At 53.2% G+C, this 13,631-nt stretch carries 14 protein-coding genes and 1 tRNA gene; 12 read left to right on the top strand and 3 right to left on the bottom strand.

Going from position 1 to position 13,631, the window contains the following annotated elements; all coding sequences use genetic code 11:
• Positions 1-108 precede the first annotated feature (108 nt).
• Together HMPREF1647_RS05935 and HMPREF1647_RS05940 are read right to left on the bottom strand one after the other, a co-directional pair.
• On the bottom strand, positions 109-921 hold the full coding sequence (locus tag HMPREF1647_RS05935) for a PHP domain-containing protein (RefSeq protein WP_035433030.1): 813 nt from the start codon (positions 919-921) through the stop codon (positions 109-111).
• Positions 922-1,022: 101 nt separating this feature from the next.
• Positions 1,023-1,802, bottom strand: coding sequence for an exodeoxyribonuclease III (locus tag HMPREF1647_RS05940; protein ID WP_035433031.1), 780 nt, complete (start codon positions 1,800-1,802; stop codon positions 1,023-1,025).
• Positions 1,803-2,006: 204 nt separating this feature from the next.
• Here HMPREF1647_RS05940 and folP point away from each other — a divergent pair, with 204 nt between their 5' ends.
• On the top strand, positions 2,007-3,479 hold the full coding sequence (gene folP / locus HMPREF1647_RS05945) for a dihydropteroate synthase (RefSeq protein ID WP_035433033.1): 1,473 nt from the start codon (positions 2,007-2,009) through the stop codon (positions 3,477-3,479).
• Entirely contained in the window at positions 3,470-4,198 is a 729-nt protein-coding gene (locus tag HMPREF1647_RS05950) for a hypothetical protein (protein ID WP_035433035.1), read from the top strand. The genes folP and HMPREF1647_RS05950 overlap by 10 nt, the downstream gene beginning before the upstream one ends.
• A gap of 74 nt (positions 4,199-4,272) precedes the next feature.
• Here the strand turns inward: HMPREF1647_RS05950 and HMPREF1647_RS05955 are convergent, their stop codons facing one another.
• Positions 4,273-5,055 (bottom strand): type III pantothenate kinase, encoded by a 783-nt coding sequence (locus HMPREF1647_RS05955; RefSeq protein ID WP_035433037.1) that lies wholly within the window; start codon positions 5,053-5,055, stop codon positions 4,273-4,275.
• 285 nt (positions 5,056-5,340) lie between these two features.
• On the opposite strand from HMPREF1647_RS05955, the gene rpmE reads away from it, so the two are divergent.
• The 10 genes from rpmE (at position 5,341) to rbr (ending at position 13,569) form a co-directional block, all read left to right on the top strand.
• Entirely contained in the window at positions 5,341-5,748 is a 408-nt protein-coding gene (gene rpmE, locus HMPREF1647_RS05960; protein ID WP_035433039.1) for a 50S ribosomal protein L31, read from the top strand.
• Between the two features lie 133 nt (positions 5,749-5,881).
• Positions 5,882-8,179, top strand: a complete 2,298-nt coding sequence (gene dnaX / locus HMPREF1647_RS05965; protein ID WP_035433041.1) for a DNA polymerase III subunit gamma/tau — start codon at positions 5,882-5,884, stop codon at positions 8,177-8,179.
• 95 nt (positions 8,180-8,274) lie between these two features.
• Positions 8,275-8,613, top strand: coding sequence for a YbaB/EbfC family nucleoid-associated protein (locus HMPREF1647_RS05970; RefSeq protein ID WP_012808212.1), 339 nt, complete (start codon positions 8,275-8,277; stop codon positions 8,611-8,613).
• Between the two features lie 3 nt (positions 8,614-8,616).
• Complete coding sequence (gene recR, locus HMPREF1647_RS05975; protein WP_035433043.1) at positions 8,617-9,228, top strand: recombination mediator RecR; 612 nt, start codon at positions 8,617-8,619, stop codon at positions 9,226-9,228.
• A 2-nt stretch (positions 9,229-9,230) separates the two neighbouring features.
• A complete protein-coding gene (locus HMPREF1647_RS05980) occupies positions 9,231-9,902 on the top strand; it encodes a hypothetical protein (protein WP_035433045.1) in 672 nt (223 codons plus the stop codon).
• A gap of 164 nt (positions 9,903-10,066) precedes the next feature.
• Positions 10,067-10,143 (top strand) — tRNA-Asp (locus HMPREF1647_RS05985).
• 285 nt (positions 10,144-10,428) lie between these two features.
• Positions 10,429-11,094: an HAD family hydrolase gene (locus tag HMPREF1647_RS05990; protein ID WP_262363824.1), complete on the top strand. Its 666-nt coding sequence runs from the start codon at positions 10,429-10,431 to the stop codon at positions 11,092-11,094.
• Between the two features lie 152 nt (positions 11,095-11,246).
• Positions 11,247-11,843, top strand: coding sequence for an RrF2 family transcriptional regulator (locus HMPREF1647_RS05995; protein ID WP_035433047.1), 597 nt, complete (start codon positions 11,247-11,249; stop codon positions 11,841-11,843).
• A gap of 19 nt (positions 11,844-11,862) precedes the next feature.
• Entirely contained in the window at positions 11,863-12,846 is a 984-nt protein-coding gene (locus HMPREF1647_RS06000) for an HhH-GPD family protein (RefSeq protein ID WP_052039167.1), read from the top strand.
• Between the two features lie 177 nt (positions 12,847-13,023).
• A complete protein-coding gene (rbr, locus tag HMPREF1647_RS06005; protein WP_035433052.1) occupies positions 13,024-13,569 on the top strand; it encodes a rubrerythrin in 546 nt (181 codons plus the stop codon).
• Positions 13,570-13,631: the final 62 nt, after the last annotated feature.

The raw sequence follows: 13,631 nt of genomic DNA on the forward strand, positions 1-13,631 counted from the left end.
ACAGTTCAAAGCCGCGTGAAAACGCGGCTTTGTTTCTTTGTGCGATGTTGTTGTGAGCTGCAGCCGTTCGAACAGCGTGACGCCCTAGTTGCGGTGCTCGTGTCTGGCTTAATATCCCTGCTTAGAGGGTGGAATTTTTGCGTCAGCGATGGTGCCCAAAAATGTCTGGGCATCGCGACAAGCCATAAGCTCCTCGGGAAAGTCAACCTCTTCAAGCAGCTTAATAACAGAATGCGCATCGGCGATGCGGGTTGCAATGTGAGCATCTGAGCCAAAAGAAATCTTGCATCCCAGCTCAGCGCAGGTCTCTGCAATCACACGACAACGCTCAATAGCAACCTCACGCTGGCCTTCGTCGTGCGTGGCCTCGTTCATCTCGATGAGCTTGCCGCGATCGCGACACTCTCTGACAAGTGCAGGAACATCAAAATCTAAACCACTGCGACCAAGGTGGCCAAGAATCAAAACATGTGGATTATCCAGTGCATTTACATACATTTGGGTAATTTGCTTCTGCGAGGCACCAGCTGCCCACTGCTTGCTATGAATGCTTGCAACTGCATAATCGCAGGTACCCAGGATATGTTCGCCAAGAATATGAGGCTGACGGAGTTTATCGCCATTAATACCCTGGTCAAACATAATATCGTAGGCAAACAGGTTGCCCTCAAGGTCAACAATATCAACCTCGGCGCCGTGAAGCAGTCTGACGCCGTACCAGGTTTCTGGCCAAATAGCGGTGTTCATATAGAACTGAAAGTTCTTGATAGTTTGCTGGTCATACAGCATGGACGAGAAGTGGTCGGTGATTCCAAGCAGCTCATAGCCACGCTCAGAAGCTGCGCGAACGTTTTCCTCAACGGTTGAATAGGCATGCCTGGAGTACAGACTGTGAGTATGAACGTCGCAAGTAATGCGCATGACGTGCTCCTTTGAATCTCAATCGACAACTCTAGTTAATCATGGTCGCCATCATGAGGCAACCCTGGCGAGAAGACCTTTCTTCTCGCCACCTGCGCGTACTACAGCTCAATGCTCAGCTCAACGGGACAGTGGTCGCTGCCGTAGACCTCGCTCAAGATGGATGCGCTTTTGACCTGCTCAGCAATGCGATCGGAGACCAGGAAGTAGTCGATGCGCCAGCCGGCGTTGTTCTTGCGAGCGTTGAAGCGGTAGCTCCACCAGCTGTATGCGCCGGTCATGTCGGGGTGGCGATACCTAAATGTATCGGTAAAGCCTGCGTCCAACAATTTGGTAAAGCTTTCACGCTCCTCATCAGAGAAGCCTGCATTTTGTCTGTTAGACGAAGGATTCTTGAGGTCAATCTCGTTGTGCGCAACGTTAAAATCACCGCAGGTAATTACTGGTTTTTGCTCAGACAGCTCAGCCAAGAACTCGCGATAGTGCTGATCCCACTCAAGACGCTCGTCCAAGCGCGCAAGCTGGTCTTTTGAGTTTGGCGTGTATACGCACACAAACCAGAACTTCTCAAACTCCAGCGCACACACGCGACCTTCGTCGTCAGCAACGGGGCATCCAATCTGGCGAATCACCTGCAAAGGGGTTTCTCGCGAGAAAACCGCTGTACCCGAATAGCCTTTTCTTTCTGCGTAGTTCCAGGTTTGAACGTAGCCGGGAAGATCCAGCTCAACCTGGCCTTCTTGCAGCTTAGTTTCTTGAAGGGCAAATACATCAGCATTTATGGTTTCAAAAATTTCCGTGAACGAAGGCTCTTTCTTGAGCACGGCGCGCAGACCGTTAACGTTCCAGGAAATCAGCTTGTACTCTCGAGTATCGCTCATAACTCCTCTTTCATACTGTGACCTGGTGGTTTAGACCACAGTGGATATATATCACAGTAGCCGCGAGTGGCGCGCGTTCCACGCTCCAGTTACGGCGCCAAGCGGTGCGTTTGCGGCAATAAACTTTCAATAAATCCATGGTATACGACTAGTAGCCACCAATACCGCTACAATAGAAACATTCATAGCTGGCAAGGAGGATTCATGCTTCGTCAAAGCTACAACACCTGGCAATGTGGAACTCACACTATCTCGTTGGCGCGTCCTAGGATTATGGGCGTTCTCAACGTCACTCCAGACTCGTTCTCTGATGGCGGAAAGAACTTTGATCCAGAGGCTGCAATTGCACGCGGTCTACAGATGCTGGATGAGGGCGCTGACATCATTGATGTTGGGGGAGAGTCTACTCGTCCAGGTCACACGCCTGTTCTGCCTACAGAAGAGGCTGAGCGCGTAGTACCTGTGGTGCGCGCGTTGGTGGCTGCCGGCGCAATTGTCTCCATCGACACGCGCCATGCCGAGGTAGCAAAGATGTGCGTCCGCCTTGGAGCATCAATCATCAATGACGTTTCCGGCTTCACCGATCCAGAAATGGTTGCTGTAGCTGCGGAGTCTGACTGCGGCTGCATTGTGATGCACTGGAATAAGGACGGCCTTGGTGCTCGTGTTGAGCGCAAACAGGTGCAGCTGGACGACATGCGCCCTTCTCGCCCTACAGGCAGTGCAGCTGCTCGAGCCGCAGCTACAGGAGCCGAGACACGCACGCTGAGTTCGCAGCGCCGTTTTACCTTGCCAGAAGAGGCACCTATCATGCGCCAGATTATGGGCTTTTTGGGCGACCAGGCTCGCGGTCTTATGCGTGCTGGCGTTTCCAAGGACCGCATCTGCATTGACCCAGGTCCAGGCTTTGACAAGTTTGCCGACGAGGACGTTGTTATTCAGCGTGCTACTCGTTCGATGGTTTCTATGGGATATCCGCTGCTCTGCGCCGTGTCCAGAAAGCGTTTTGTCGGCGCTGTTTCTGGCGTAACTGAGGCTACCCAGCGCGACGCAGCTACGCATGCAATTTGCATTGCCGCAATCACCAACGGTGCCCGTATCCTGCGTGTTCACGATGTTGCGGGAACCGCTCAGGCTATCAACGCTTACTGGGCTATGACCGAGCGTGATCCTCGTCAGGGATTTGTGGCGCTTGGCTCCAACGTAGGCGACCGCGTGGGCTATCTGGCTCGCGCAACGCAGCTCATCGACGAGATCCCGCTGACCTGCGTTGTTTCTCTCAGCCACGCCTACGAAACTGAGCCTGCATATGGTATTGCTACACCTGTGGTAAACGCCGTTGCCGAGATTAGAACTGAGCTCCATCCTCTGGTGCTGATGGATAAGCTGCTTGAGGTAGAGAACGCTCTCAACCGCACACGCAAGAAAGGCGAGGAGGGCCATGGACCTCGCACCATCGACTGCGATCTTCTGTGGGTTGAGGGCGAACAACACGCAGGTAAACACCTTACTCTACCTCATCCACGCATGGGCGAGCGCGATTACGTGCTTGTTCCTATGGAGGATCTGATGCATGATCCGGTGCGCTTCTTCTCGCACGGTGGCGTAGAGATTGTCCCTCCTGACCAGCGTGTTGGTCACGTTACCGAGGACTTGGGAGCTATTACGTGGGAGTAGCACAGGAAGCTTTAGAACTAGCACGTGGCGGCGCACAAACGGGTGAGTTTGTATTCTGCGTCTCTGACGTGCAGGAATGTGCTGCATCTGGCCAAGACGACTGCACCGAATCGGCTTGCGCGCCGGCATCAGCGCGCCCATCATCTGGCGAGAAACCCTTTGAGGTTGCAACTGTTGTGCGTCTAGGGGTCTCGATGCCGTATGTACCTGCAGTTCCATACGTTGTAGCGCTGGGACTTTGTCAGTTCTTGCGTGCAGCAGATGAGAACTTTGGCATTTGTTGGCCTTACGATATCTGCTATAAAGACCAGGTTGTTGCCTCAATCAAGGTTACTGCTGGCTATCACGAGGGTATGTTTGCTGTGGTGAGCATCGCAGCAGACCCCAAGGTGCTTTGCTCAGCATTTGACGTTGCGGACAACACAGAACTTCTCGTCAAAAAGGTCTCTGAACTGGTGGTTCAGAGCGTAAGCGTGTGGGAGCAGCAGGTTAAACGTGCGCGAAGCTTTGCGGGACCCATCGCACTGATCTTGAGCGATTACTTTGATATGGTTCCTCTGCTTGGACAGCAGGTCAATAAGGTATACCCCAGCGGCAACGTTGCGCTAACCGCTCGATTTGGCGGCATTGATGTGTGGGGTCATGCCATCCTTGTTGACCAGGACGGTAAAGAAATCCTTGTGAGTGAGGACGAAGCTTCCGTTGTGCCAGCGGTTTAACCGCCGGTTTAGCTGCTGGTCTAACTGCTGGTCCGATTGCCGAGTTGCCGGCTGTAGCGCGCCTGCAGCGTTACCTACTTGGCGGCTTGAGCAGACTGCTTCCAGATCAGATAAATGCCACGCATAGTAAGCTGCGGATCAACCACGTCAAAGACATCTGTTGCTTCGCTAACGGTGTTTGCCAGGCCACCCGTTGCAATAACAGTTGCGCCCTCAATACCAGGCTCTTTGAGCGTTCTGGCAACCAGACCCTCTGCCTGAGCGGCGGCGCCTACTACAATACCTGCCTGAACAGCGCTTTCTGTAGTGTTACCCAAGACGGTCTCGGGAGCCTTGATAGGAATGCTAGAAAGCTTAGCTGCGCGCGCAAACAGAGCGTTTGCAGAAATCATAATACCTGGTGAAATAGCGCCTCCGCGGAATACGCCGTCCTTATCAACAACGTCCAAATTGGTTGCGGTGCCAAAATCAACCACAATAACTGGATAGCCATAGCGCTCAGTTGCGGCAACGGAATTTGCTACGCGGTCGGCACCAACAAGCTCGGGGTGGGGGATATTGAAGCGAATCTTATCTGTGGAAAGCGCGTTAATGCGGGTCAGAGGCTTGTTAAGCAGCAGCTCAAAGCAGCGCTGCCAAGCACGTGTGATAACAGGAACCACGCATGAGAGTCCGCCCGCCTCAACGTCGTCTAGACTCAGTCCATCTTTCTGGAAGAACGTGAAGAGACGACCGTGCAAAATATCGGAGGTGTCGCTTTGATCGGTAGGCATTCTCCAGCCGCGCACCATAGTGCCTTCGCTGTCAAATAAACCAATGGCAGTTTGCGTGTTACCCACATCAATCGATAAAAACATTATGCCTCCGGAGGCTGTAGACCAGCTTTATATGATGTATTGGATTTTAGCCCATTAGGCGTATCTCTAAAGTTGTCGTGTGCAAGAAAAAAGTTGTTTTGCAGTTGTTGCACAGTTGTTGCACACAAGAATTATCTGCACAAAATGTGAATTTCTCGCCAACTAGTTCTAGCAACAGAAGGGTTGTTCTGCTATACTTTTTCAGCTTATTGTCTTGATTGAGCACGTGCTCATAAAGACACCCCTGCTCTGGTCGGAAACCAGGGCCGATGTAAGGAGTCCTGCATGAAGCAAGGTATTCATCCAGAGTACGTAGAGTGCACCGTTCGCTGCACCTGCGGAAACACCTGGACCACACACGCAACTGTTCCAGAGATGCGTCTTGACCTCTGCGACAAGTGCCACCCATTCTATACGGGTCAGCAGAAGCTTGTCGACACTGGTGGACGTGTCCAGCGCTTCGCCGACAAGTTCGGTGGCGCAGCAAACGCTGCTCTCGAGGCTGCTAAGGCTGCCAAGGAGGCAAAGGCTGCTAAGGCTGCTGAGCAGGAGGCTGCTCGTAAGGCTGCTGCTGAGGCTAAGGCTGCTGAGAAGGCAAAGCGTGCTGCTGAGTTCGCAAAGAACGCACCAGCTGCAGAGCCAGAGGCTGAGGCTGAGGTCGAGGCACCTGCAACCGAAGAGGCTGCAGAGTAGCAGGTATTTGCTCGCGCAAAGACCGCAAAGTACAGAATCGGGGTGGCTTCGGCTGCCCCGTTTTTGTTTGGCGAGAAACCCTCTCAACTCAGAGGGTATACTTGAAAGTGAAAAATCTGCCGTCGGAGGACGAATGGAATCACTGTATACAAAGTATCGCCCGCAAACGTTTGAGCAGGTGGTTGGCCAGAAGCATGTGGTCGGCACCCTTGAGCGAGCGGTCTTGGAGCAAAAGCTTAGCCACGCATACCTGTTCTGCGGACCTCGCGGCACAGGTAAGACCACTATGGCTCGTTTGCTGGCAAAGGCCATCCTCTGTCACGAGGCGCCTGGTCATCTGCCCGACGGCACTTGTGAGGACTGTCAGCTGATTGCTGCTGGTCAGCATCCAGACGTCTTTGAGATTGATGCCGCTTCTAACACTGGCGTTGATAACGTGCGAGAAGAGATTATTTCTCGCGCCAGCTATGCTCCTGTGCGCGGCAAGGGCAAGGTCTACATCATCGACGAGGTGCATATGCTTACCTCGGCGGCATTTAATGCCCTGCTCAAGACGCTTGAGGAGCCTCCTTCACACGTGACGTTTATCATGTGTACCACCGATCCTCAGAAAATTCTTGCAACTATTCTGTCTCGCGTGCAGCGCTTTGATTTCCGCTCCATTGCTGCTGACGAGATGGCAGAACACCTGGTCAACGTCTGCAAAAACGAGGGCTTTACCTACGAAGACGCAGCTATTGATCTTATTGTTCGTCATGCGCGTGGCGGTATGCGCGACGCCCTCTCTTCTCTTGAGCAGCTCTCCGTTTATGGCGGCGGCGTCATTTCTGAGCAGACGGTTCGCGACGTTTTGGGCCAGTCATCCGGCTCTCTTATTAACAATGCTGCGATGGCTCTGGCTCAGCGAGACATTTCTTCGCTCTTTACCACGGTAAATACGCTGTTTGAAGGCGGCAAAGATCTGCTGCAGTTCACTCGTGAGCTTGCCGTCCACGTAAGAGATCTCTACATTGCCGCAGCTGTAGGCGTTGATTCTCCAGCGCTGGCAAATTCCACCGCATCAAATGAGCAGCTTACTAAAGAAGCTCAGGCTTTTGGGTCGGTTGATAGGCTCTCCAGGGTTCTGACCGTTCTGGGTGATGCCGCAAATCAGATGCGCACCGCCGTGAATCAGCGACTTGTCCTGGAGGTTGCGTTTACCAAGCTAGCGCGTCCTAACACGGAGCTTTCATTGGAAGCACTGGCCGATAGGGTAGCAGTCCTTGAGCAGCAGCTAGCAAATCGTGTTGTTGCTGTTCCTGCTGGCGAGAAACCCGCAGTTCCCGCACCTGTCTCGGCTCCGGCGCCGCAGGCAGCTCCTGTTGCCGCGCCGGCTCCCGTCCCTGCACCCGCACCAGCGGCGGCTCCAGCTCCTGTAGCTGCACCTACGCCAGCTCCCGCACCGGCCCCAGCACCTGCACCAAAGCCGGCGCCAGCTCCGCAACCGGCACCTGCGCCACAATCTGCACCTGCGCCTGCTCCAAAGGAAGTTGACCAGGCAGACGCACTTCTCGTCAGACAGTGGAAAGAAGTCGGCAAGGTTTGTGCCTCCAAAAATGCTGCTCATGCAGCACTGCTGGTCAGCTCAACGCTTGAGTCCGACGATGGTTCTGAGCTGGTAGTTACGCTGCCAAAGGGCTCTTCGTTTGCCATGAGGATGCTCAGTGCGCCTGCAGTTTCCGAGTTTGTAAAAGAGTGCGTTGCCCAGGTTATGGGACCGCGACGCATCAAATATGTTGAGTCGAGCCTTGCCGCAACGGCAATCTCTCGAGAAAAACGTGCAGCTCAGGTGCCGGCTCCGGCTCCTGCACCCGCGCCCGCAATTCCAGTGGCTCCTGCTGCGCCCGTCGCACCAGCTCCTGAGCCAGTTGTGCAGCCCGCTCCTGCCGCTGTTCCCGCTCAGGTACCTGCGCCTGCTCCAGCACCTGCAGCTCCCGTTGCACCAGCGCCAGAGGTGTCATATCCGATGCCTTGGGATGAGCCTGCGTCTGGCAGTGCGCCTACTGAGGCTCTCGACTACGACCAGGTACCTTACAGCGAAGACGATGTAGCTGCGGTTTTGGACAACTCCGTTGAAGATGTCGCTTCAGCTCCAGTCGCGCCTACGCCAGCATCAGCGGCTCCAGTTGCACCTGCGGCTGCGCCTGCACCAGCGGCTGCACCCGCACCCGCACCAGCGCCCGCACCTGCGGCGCCTGAACCCGAACCAGTTCCGGCTCCAAAGCCTACTCCAGTACCAGCTTCACCAGAGGATATTGCTGCTCGTTCAGCACTTCCTCCAGAGCTCAACAGCGTGGCAGATATGCTTGAGAAGGTATTTGGACCAGCGGTTTCTTTGTCAGTAGAGAAGAAGCTGGATGCCGAAACTCCCGCAGATCCTGCAAGCAACTAGTACTTCTCGCGATATGACGCTTTGGTGCATGGCTTCTCATGCGCCAGCGCAAAAAGCGCAACTTGTCTAAAATAGATATGACGATAGGAGAACATATGGCACGTGGTGGATTTAACATGGGCGGCATGAACCGCAATCAGATGATGGCTCAGGCTCGTAAAATGCAGGAGCAGCTGCTGGAAGCTCAGCAGAAGGCTTCTCTTATGCAGGCAACTGCAAGCGCTGGTGGCGGTGCTGTTAAGGTAACCGCATCCGGCGACCTGCGCCTGACCAATATCACCATTGATCCTGAGGCAATTGATCCTGAGGATATCGAGATGCTCCAGGACATGATTCTGGCAGCCGTAAACGATGCTCTTGAGTCTGCTGAGTCTCAGGCATCTGCCCAGATGAGCGCAGTAACTGGCGGACTGAATATCCCAGGACTGTTCTAATCCATGGCGTTTGATACCACAAATGATGGTCGTGCGCTGCAGCGTTTGCTTGACGAGTTAGGTCGACTACCAGGCATTGGTCCAAAGTCTGCTCAGCGCATAGCCTACCATCTTCTAGAGGTTGATTCCGAGGAGGCTCGCCGTTTGGCGCAGGCTATCTTGGAGCTTAAGCAGCAGGTGCATTTTTGCCCTACCTGTTTCAACTACGCAACGCGCGACGAATGCGATATTTGCCTGGATTCTTCCAGGGACCGCAGTAAAATCTGCGTGGTCTCCGAGCCTAAGGATGTCTCGGCAATCGAGCGTACCGGTGCGTTTCACGGCCTCTACCACGTTCTGGGCGGCGTAATCTCGCCTATGGACAAGATTGGTCCCGAGCAGCTCCACGTGCGCGAGTTGCTGTCCCGCTTGGCCGATGGCACCGTTACCGAGGTAGTTCTGGCAACTAATCCGGACGTTGAGGGAGAAACAACCGCAACGTACCTCTCCAGAACTATCAATCCGCTTGGAATGACGGTTACCCGACTGGCAAGCGGACTTCCCGTAGGCGGAGACCTTGAGTACGCAGATGAGGTAACATTGGGACGTGCAATTGAGGCACGTCGGGAGGTTTAAGCATGGCAAACCACATGAGAACAAGTTCATCTGGCGAGAAGACCCCTGAGGCTTCATCGGTTGACATGAAGAATATTTCAACGCTTCGTGCAGGTCAGGGCGCACAAATCCCTCAGAGCCCACGACAGGCCGATAACACGCCAGAACCTCCAAATAGAAAATCGGTCATCATTTTGGTGGTCGCAGCTATTGTTGCGCTTACTGCTCTGTTCTTTATCGTGCGCTGTGCTACAAGCACTAAGAGTGAATCTGCAAGTCAGCAGCCAAAGCAGACCCAGTCCGCTTACGCTGACGAGAAGCAGCAGGACGAGCAGTCGGTTGACGGCTCGGTTACCTTCCACGGCTTGAAGTATTCCCTGGAGAAGCAGAGCGACGGTAAAACCGCTGTTGTTCGCACTAGTGATTCAGGAACAAAGAGCGTTCTGTTTGAGGTAGAGGGAACTCCTACCAGTCTGATTCTTTTCAACGACACCATTTTGGTTCCGGAGAATCGCGATTCTGGCTGGGATGTTGTTGCATGTGCCCTGGTAGACGGCTCTCTTCCAACACTTATTGCCGATAAGGACGGCAAGGCTGTTGGTGGAAACGGAACCATCACCGCAGCTACGCTTGATGGAACTACGCTTAAGGTAACTGATTCCACGGGGAACACCACTAGCGTTGCTCTTCAGTAGAACTTTCGTAAGGAAGTTGTGGATTTCTAGTGAGCGTTCACGCTTCTGAACTGCGGTTATTCTCGCCAAGTGGTTATTTTCAAGAAAATTTTCAAATTCGTTGAAAATAACGCTAGACAAGAATAAAAGTTCCCTGTATTATTTCAATTCGCAACAAGGTGTCCGGGGTATTAGCTCAGCTGGTTAGAGCGCCGGCCTGTCACGTCGGAGGTCGCGGGTTCGAGCCCCGCATATCCCGCCATTGCATGTTCAAGCCCTCTTCGGAGGGCTTTTTCATTACCAAAAAAGTCCAGCATAAAAGATTTAAATTACATCTTTAATTTATTGAAACCAAGTCAGAAAATAGAGCATTGTGTGATATCTTTACATCAGAATGTGTCAAAGTGCTTCTGCTACAGAAACATTTAAAAGCAGAGGTAAAGTGAGGTGGATTGTGCGGAATCAGAATACTTTGGATGCGCTGTCGCAACGCGATAGCGTAAGTTCCATATCCGCAGAATCTTCCAATACGGAACACACTTCAGATTTGATCAAGAAAATTGCTGTTTTTGATTTTGATGGAACCGTCATTTCTGGACAGTCAGGACTCTTGTTCTCTGCGTATTTGCTTCGCCGTCATCTGTCCTCAATTGCACGCACGCTCAAGCTTGTGTGGTGGGGAGCTCGCTACAAGCTGCACCTTCCTCAAAGGCAGGAAGAGGCGCGTGAGCTGGTTGTTGGTGCACTTACGCAGTATAGCGTTGAGTTTGCAAATGCTGTCATGCACGATTTTCATCGCGAGGTTATTGAGGGGATGTATCGCCCTCAGGCGCTGGAAGAGGTGCGTCGTCGGCAGGCAGAAGGTTGCTGCGTGCTGTTAGTTTCAGCAACGTTTGAACCTATCGCGGAATTGGCCGCAGAGAAGCTGGGAGTGGACGCGTTTCTCGCCACAAAGATGCAGGTGGGAGCGGACGGGCACTATACCAGCAAGGTTGACGGTCCCGTGATCGAGGGCGCTCAGAAGTTGGTCTCGGCAACCGAGTGGTGCAACCAGCGCTTTGGCGAGGGCAACTGGGAGATTGCGTACGCGTACGGTGATCATTACTCGGACGCAACGCTTTTGTCGGCAGCTCAAACGCCGTGCGCCGTTTGCCCTGGTCCAACGCTTGCCAGACTTGCAAACAAGCGCGGCTGGAAAATTTTGAACTGGTAGCAAAGATTGAACTAAGAGTAACGACTGAACTAAGAGCAGCACCTGAACCGATAGCAAGAACCAACCTGTAACAACGGCCGACCTGGTCACAAGCCAGATAAGTGAGAAAAGCAGTCCCTCAAGCAGACGTACGAGGGGTACTTGGAGAACCAATGGAAATTTCGCGCAAAACTGACTATGCAATCCGCATGCTTTCTTCGCTGGTGAGAAGCCCAAAGAAGCTTCTTTCTGTTCGCGACGCCGCAGAAGAAAACGATATTCCATACTCCTTTGCTCGCTCAATCCAGCATGACCTGGTCATTGCAGGCGTAATTGTCAGCACGCGCGGCGCTCATGGCGGCATGATGCTGGCCATTGATCCTACTGAGGTGAGCGTTCTTGACATTGTTGAGGCAGTTCAGGGACCTGTTTTCATTTCTAGCTGTGAGTGGGCAGGTCCTAATAATGAGCCATGCCCTCGTCATAATTCGTGCTATTTTGGACCCCTTTGGTGCAGTGCCGAGAAAACCTTGCGTAATTTCTTTGCGTCCGTGACTCTGCATCAAGTTGTTGTAGAGGGTCTTATGCCAGAGATGGTGGGCGAGTTCCAGCTGGTAAAGAATGAGAACGCCCAGCGCAACGAGCAGATTATCCAGAATGCCGCTGCCGCTATTGAGGCTGAGATTACCGCCGGCACCTTTGACAATCTGCTTGATGGTGAGGTTATTTCTGCTGAGAAAAAGCCTTACGAGTTCAATATTGGTCGATAAGAAAATCTCACATACAAAAATGAGTGGCGAAGTGGAACCCGCATCAGAACTCACTCCGGAGTTGCGCGCATTTGTCGAGTTCGTAGCCAAGAAAGGTCGCGAATTGTATCGCGATTTACCTTGGCGTCGCACGTATGACCCGTATGCTATCTGGATTTCTGAGGTTATGCTTCAGCAGACGCAGGTCAGCCGTGTAGATGGCCGCTGGCAGAGATGGCTGGAGCGCTTCCCAACGGTTGATGCGCTGGCCGCCGCAGCGCCTTCGGACGTGCTTGAAGAATGGCAGGGCCTGGGCTACAACCGTCGTGCTTTGTCCGTGCATCGAGCAGCTCAGGCAATATCTGAGGCCGGCGGAGTCTTTCCACAAGATCCAAAGGAGCTGGTAAAGCTTCCAGGTATTGGCCCCGCAACTGCTGCGGGTATTTGTGCGTTCGCGTTCAACCTGCACGGTGTTTACCTGGAGACTAACGTGCGCACGGTCTTCCTGCACGAGCTGTATCCGCAGGCAGAGGGCGTGCCAGACTCCGAGCTTGTCCCGCTGGTAGAGCTAACGTGCCCTGCGAGTGTTGAGGACGCCGGGAACGCCGACGGCACAGCGGGCGCTGATACCGCTGTGGACACCGCCGCGAATGCCGCGGACGCTGATAGTACTGAGAATGATGCCACAGCGGAGCTCACACCACGTAGCTGGTACTACGCCCTTCTCGACTATGGTGCGTACCTGAAGAAAACCATTCCCAACCCTTCGCGAAGGTCAAAAAGTCACGTCAAGCAGTCACGCTTTGAGGGATCTCATCGGCAGAAGCGAGCTGAGCTCTTGCGCGTTCTTCTCGCCCATAAAGACGAGGGAGGAGCGGTGTTTGAGACGCTTCACCAGGAGCTCTGCCAGATTGAGGTCAATGCGGGGCGAGAAACCCTTGATGAGCAGGTTACCCTTGGCTTACTTGAAGAACTTGCGAAGGAAGGCTTTTGTCAGAAAAATAATGAATATTGGTTGCCTTAAATGGTTATAATTCATAGTGCTGACGAAGGGGCCAGTATATGAACATAAGTGCTAATGATTATCATTTGCATTTGTTCACCACAGGTAACACAGCGCTACCCAGGCGCTTAACATCGCGCTCACAAGCGCTTTGACATGCGTTGACGTGCCACTCGTTAACGCGGGAGAGGAGAAAAAATGGCAGTAGATTTTGAGAATTCTCAGACAAAGAAGAACCTCGAGGCAGCTTTTGCTGGTGAGTCCCAGGCTACCAACAAGTACAGCTATTATGCTTCCCAGGCTGCAAAAGATGGTTATCAGCAGATTTCCAACATTTTCACCGAGACTTCTGGCAACGAGAAAGTTCACGCTAAGCTTTGGTTCAAGTATCTCCACGGTGGCAAGATTCCAGAGACTGCAGAGAACCTCAAGGACGCAGCTGCTGGTGAGAACTACGAGTGGACTACCATGTACGCTGATTTCGCTAAGGTAGCTGAGGAGGAGGGCTTCGCAGAGATCGCTGCTAAGTTCCGTCTTGTCGGCAACATCGAGAAGACTCACGAGGAGCGCTATCAGAAGCTTCTTGAGCGCGTTGAGTCCGGTGAGGTCTTTGAGCGCGAGGGTGTCAAGGTTTGGAAGTGCCTCAAGTGCGGTCACCTGCACGTTGGCGCATCTGCACCAAAGGTCTGCCCAGTCTGCGGTCACCCACAGGCATACTTCGAGGAGCAGTCCCTCAACTACTAAGTTGCAGCTTCAACTTTTAGTGCGTTAAAAATGTACCCGCCAGCAGGTCATCGGCTTGCTGG

Origin of the sequence: Lancefieldella parvula DNF00906, assembly GCF_000758945.1 — a bacterium.
Classification (GTDB): Bacteria; Actinomycetota; Coriobacteriia; order Coriobacteriales; family Atopobiaceae; genus Lancefieldella; species Lancefieldella parvula_C.

Bases quoted from the DNA above. Each gene is read 5' to 3' on its own strand.
- HMPREF1647_RS05935 (WP_035433030.1), bottom strand. From the start codon at position 921: ATGCGCATTACTTGCGACGTTCATACTCACAGTCTGTACTCCAGGCAT.
- HMPREF1647_RS05940 (WP_035433031.1), bottom strand. From the start codon at position 1,802: ATGAGCGATACTCGAGAGTACAAGCTGATTTCCTGGAACGTTAACGGT.
- folP (WP_035433033.1), top strand. From the start codon at position 2,007: ATGCTTCGTCAAAGCTACAACACCTGGCAATGTGGAACTCACACTATC.
- HMPREF1647_RS05955 (WP_035433037.1), bottom strand. From the start codon at position 5,055: ATGTTTTTATCGATTGATGTGGGTAACACGCAAACTGCCATTGGTTTA.
- rpmE (WP_035433039.1), top strand. From the start codon at position 5,341: ATGAAGCAAGGTATTCATCCAGAGTACGTAGAGTGCACCGTTCGCTGC.
- dnaX (WP_035433041.1), top strand. From the start codon at position 5,882: ATGGAATCACTGTATACAAAGTATCGCCCGCAAACGTTTGAGCAGGTG.
- HMPREF1647_RS05970 (WP_012808212.1), top strand. From the start codon at position 8,275: ATGGCACGTGGTGGATTTAACATGGGCGGCATGAACCGCAATCAGATG.
- recR (WP_035433043.1), top strand. From the start codon at position 8,617: ATGGCGTTTGATACCACAAATGATGGTCGTGCGCTGCAGCGTTTGCTT.
- HMPREF1647_RS05980 (WP_035433045.1), top strand. From the start codon at position 9,231: ATGGCAAACCACATGAGAACAAGTTCATCTGGCGAGAAGACCCCTGAG.
- HMPREF1647_RS05995 (WP_035433047.1), top strand. From the start codon at position 11,247: ATGGAAATTTCGCGCAAAACTGACTATGCAATCCGCATGCTTTCTTCG.
- HMPREF1647_RS06000 (WP_052039167.1), top strand. From the start codon at position 11,863: ATGAGTGGCGAAGTGGAACCCGCATCAGAACTCACTCCGGAGTTGCGC.
- rbr (WP_035433052.1), top strand. From the start codon at position 13,024: ATGGCAGTAGATTTTGAGAATTCTCAGACAAAGAAGAACCTCGAGGCA.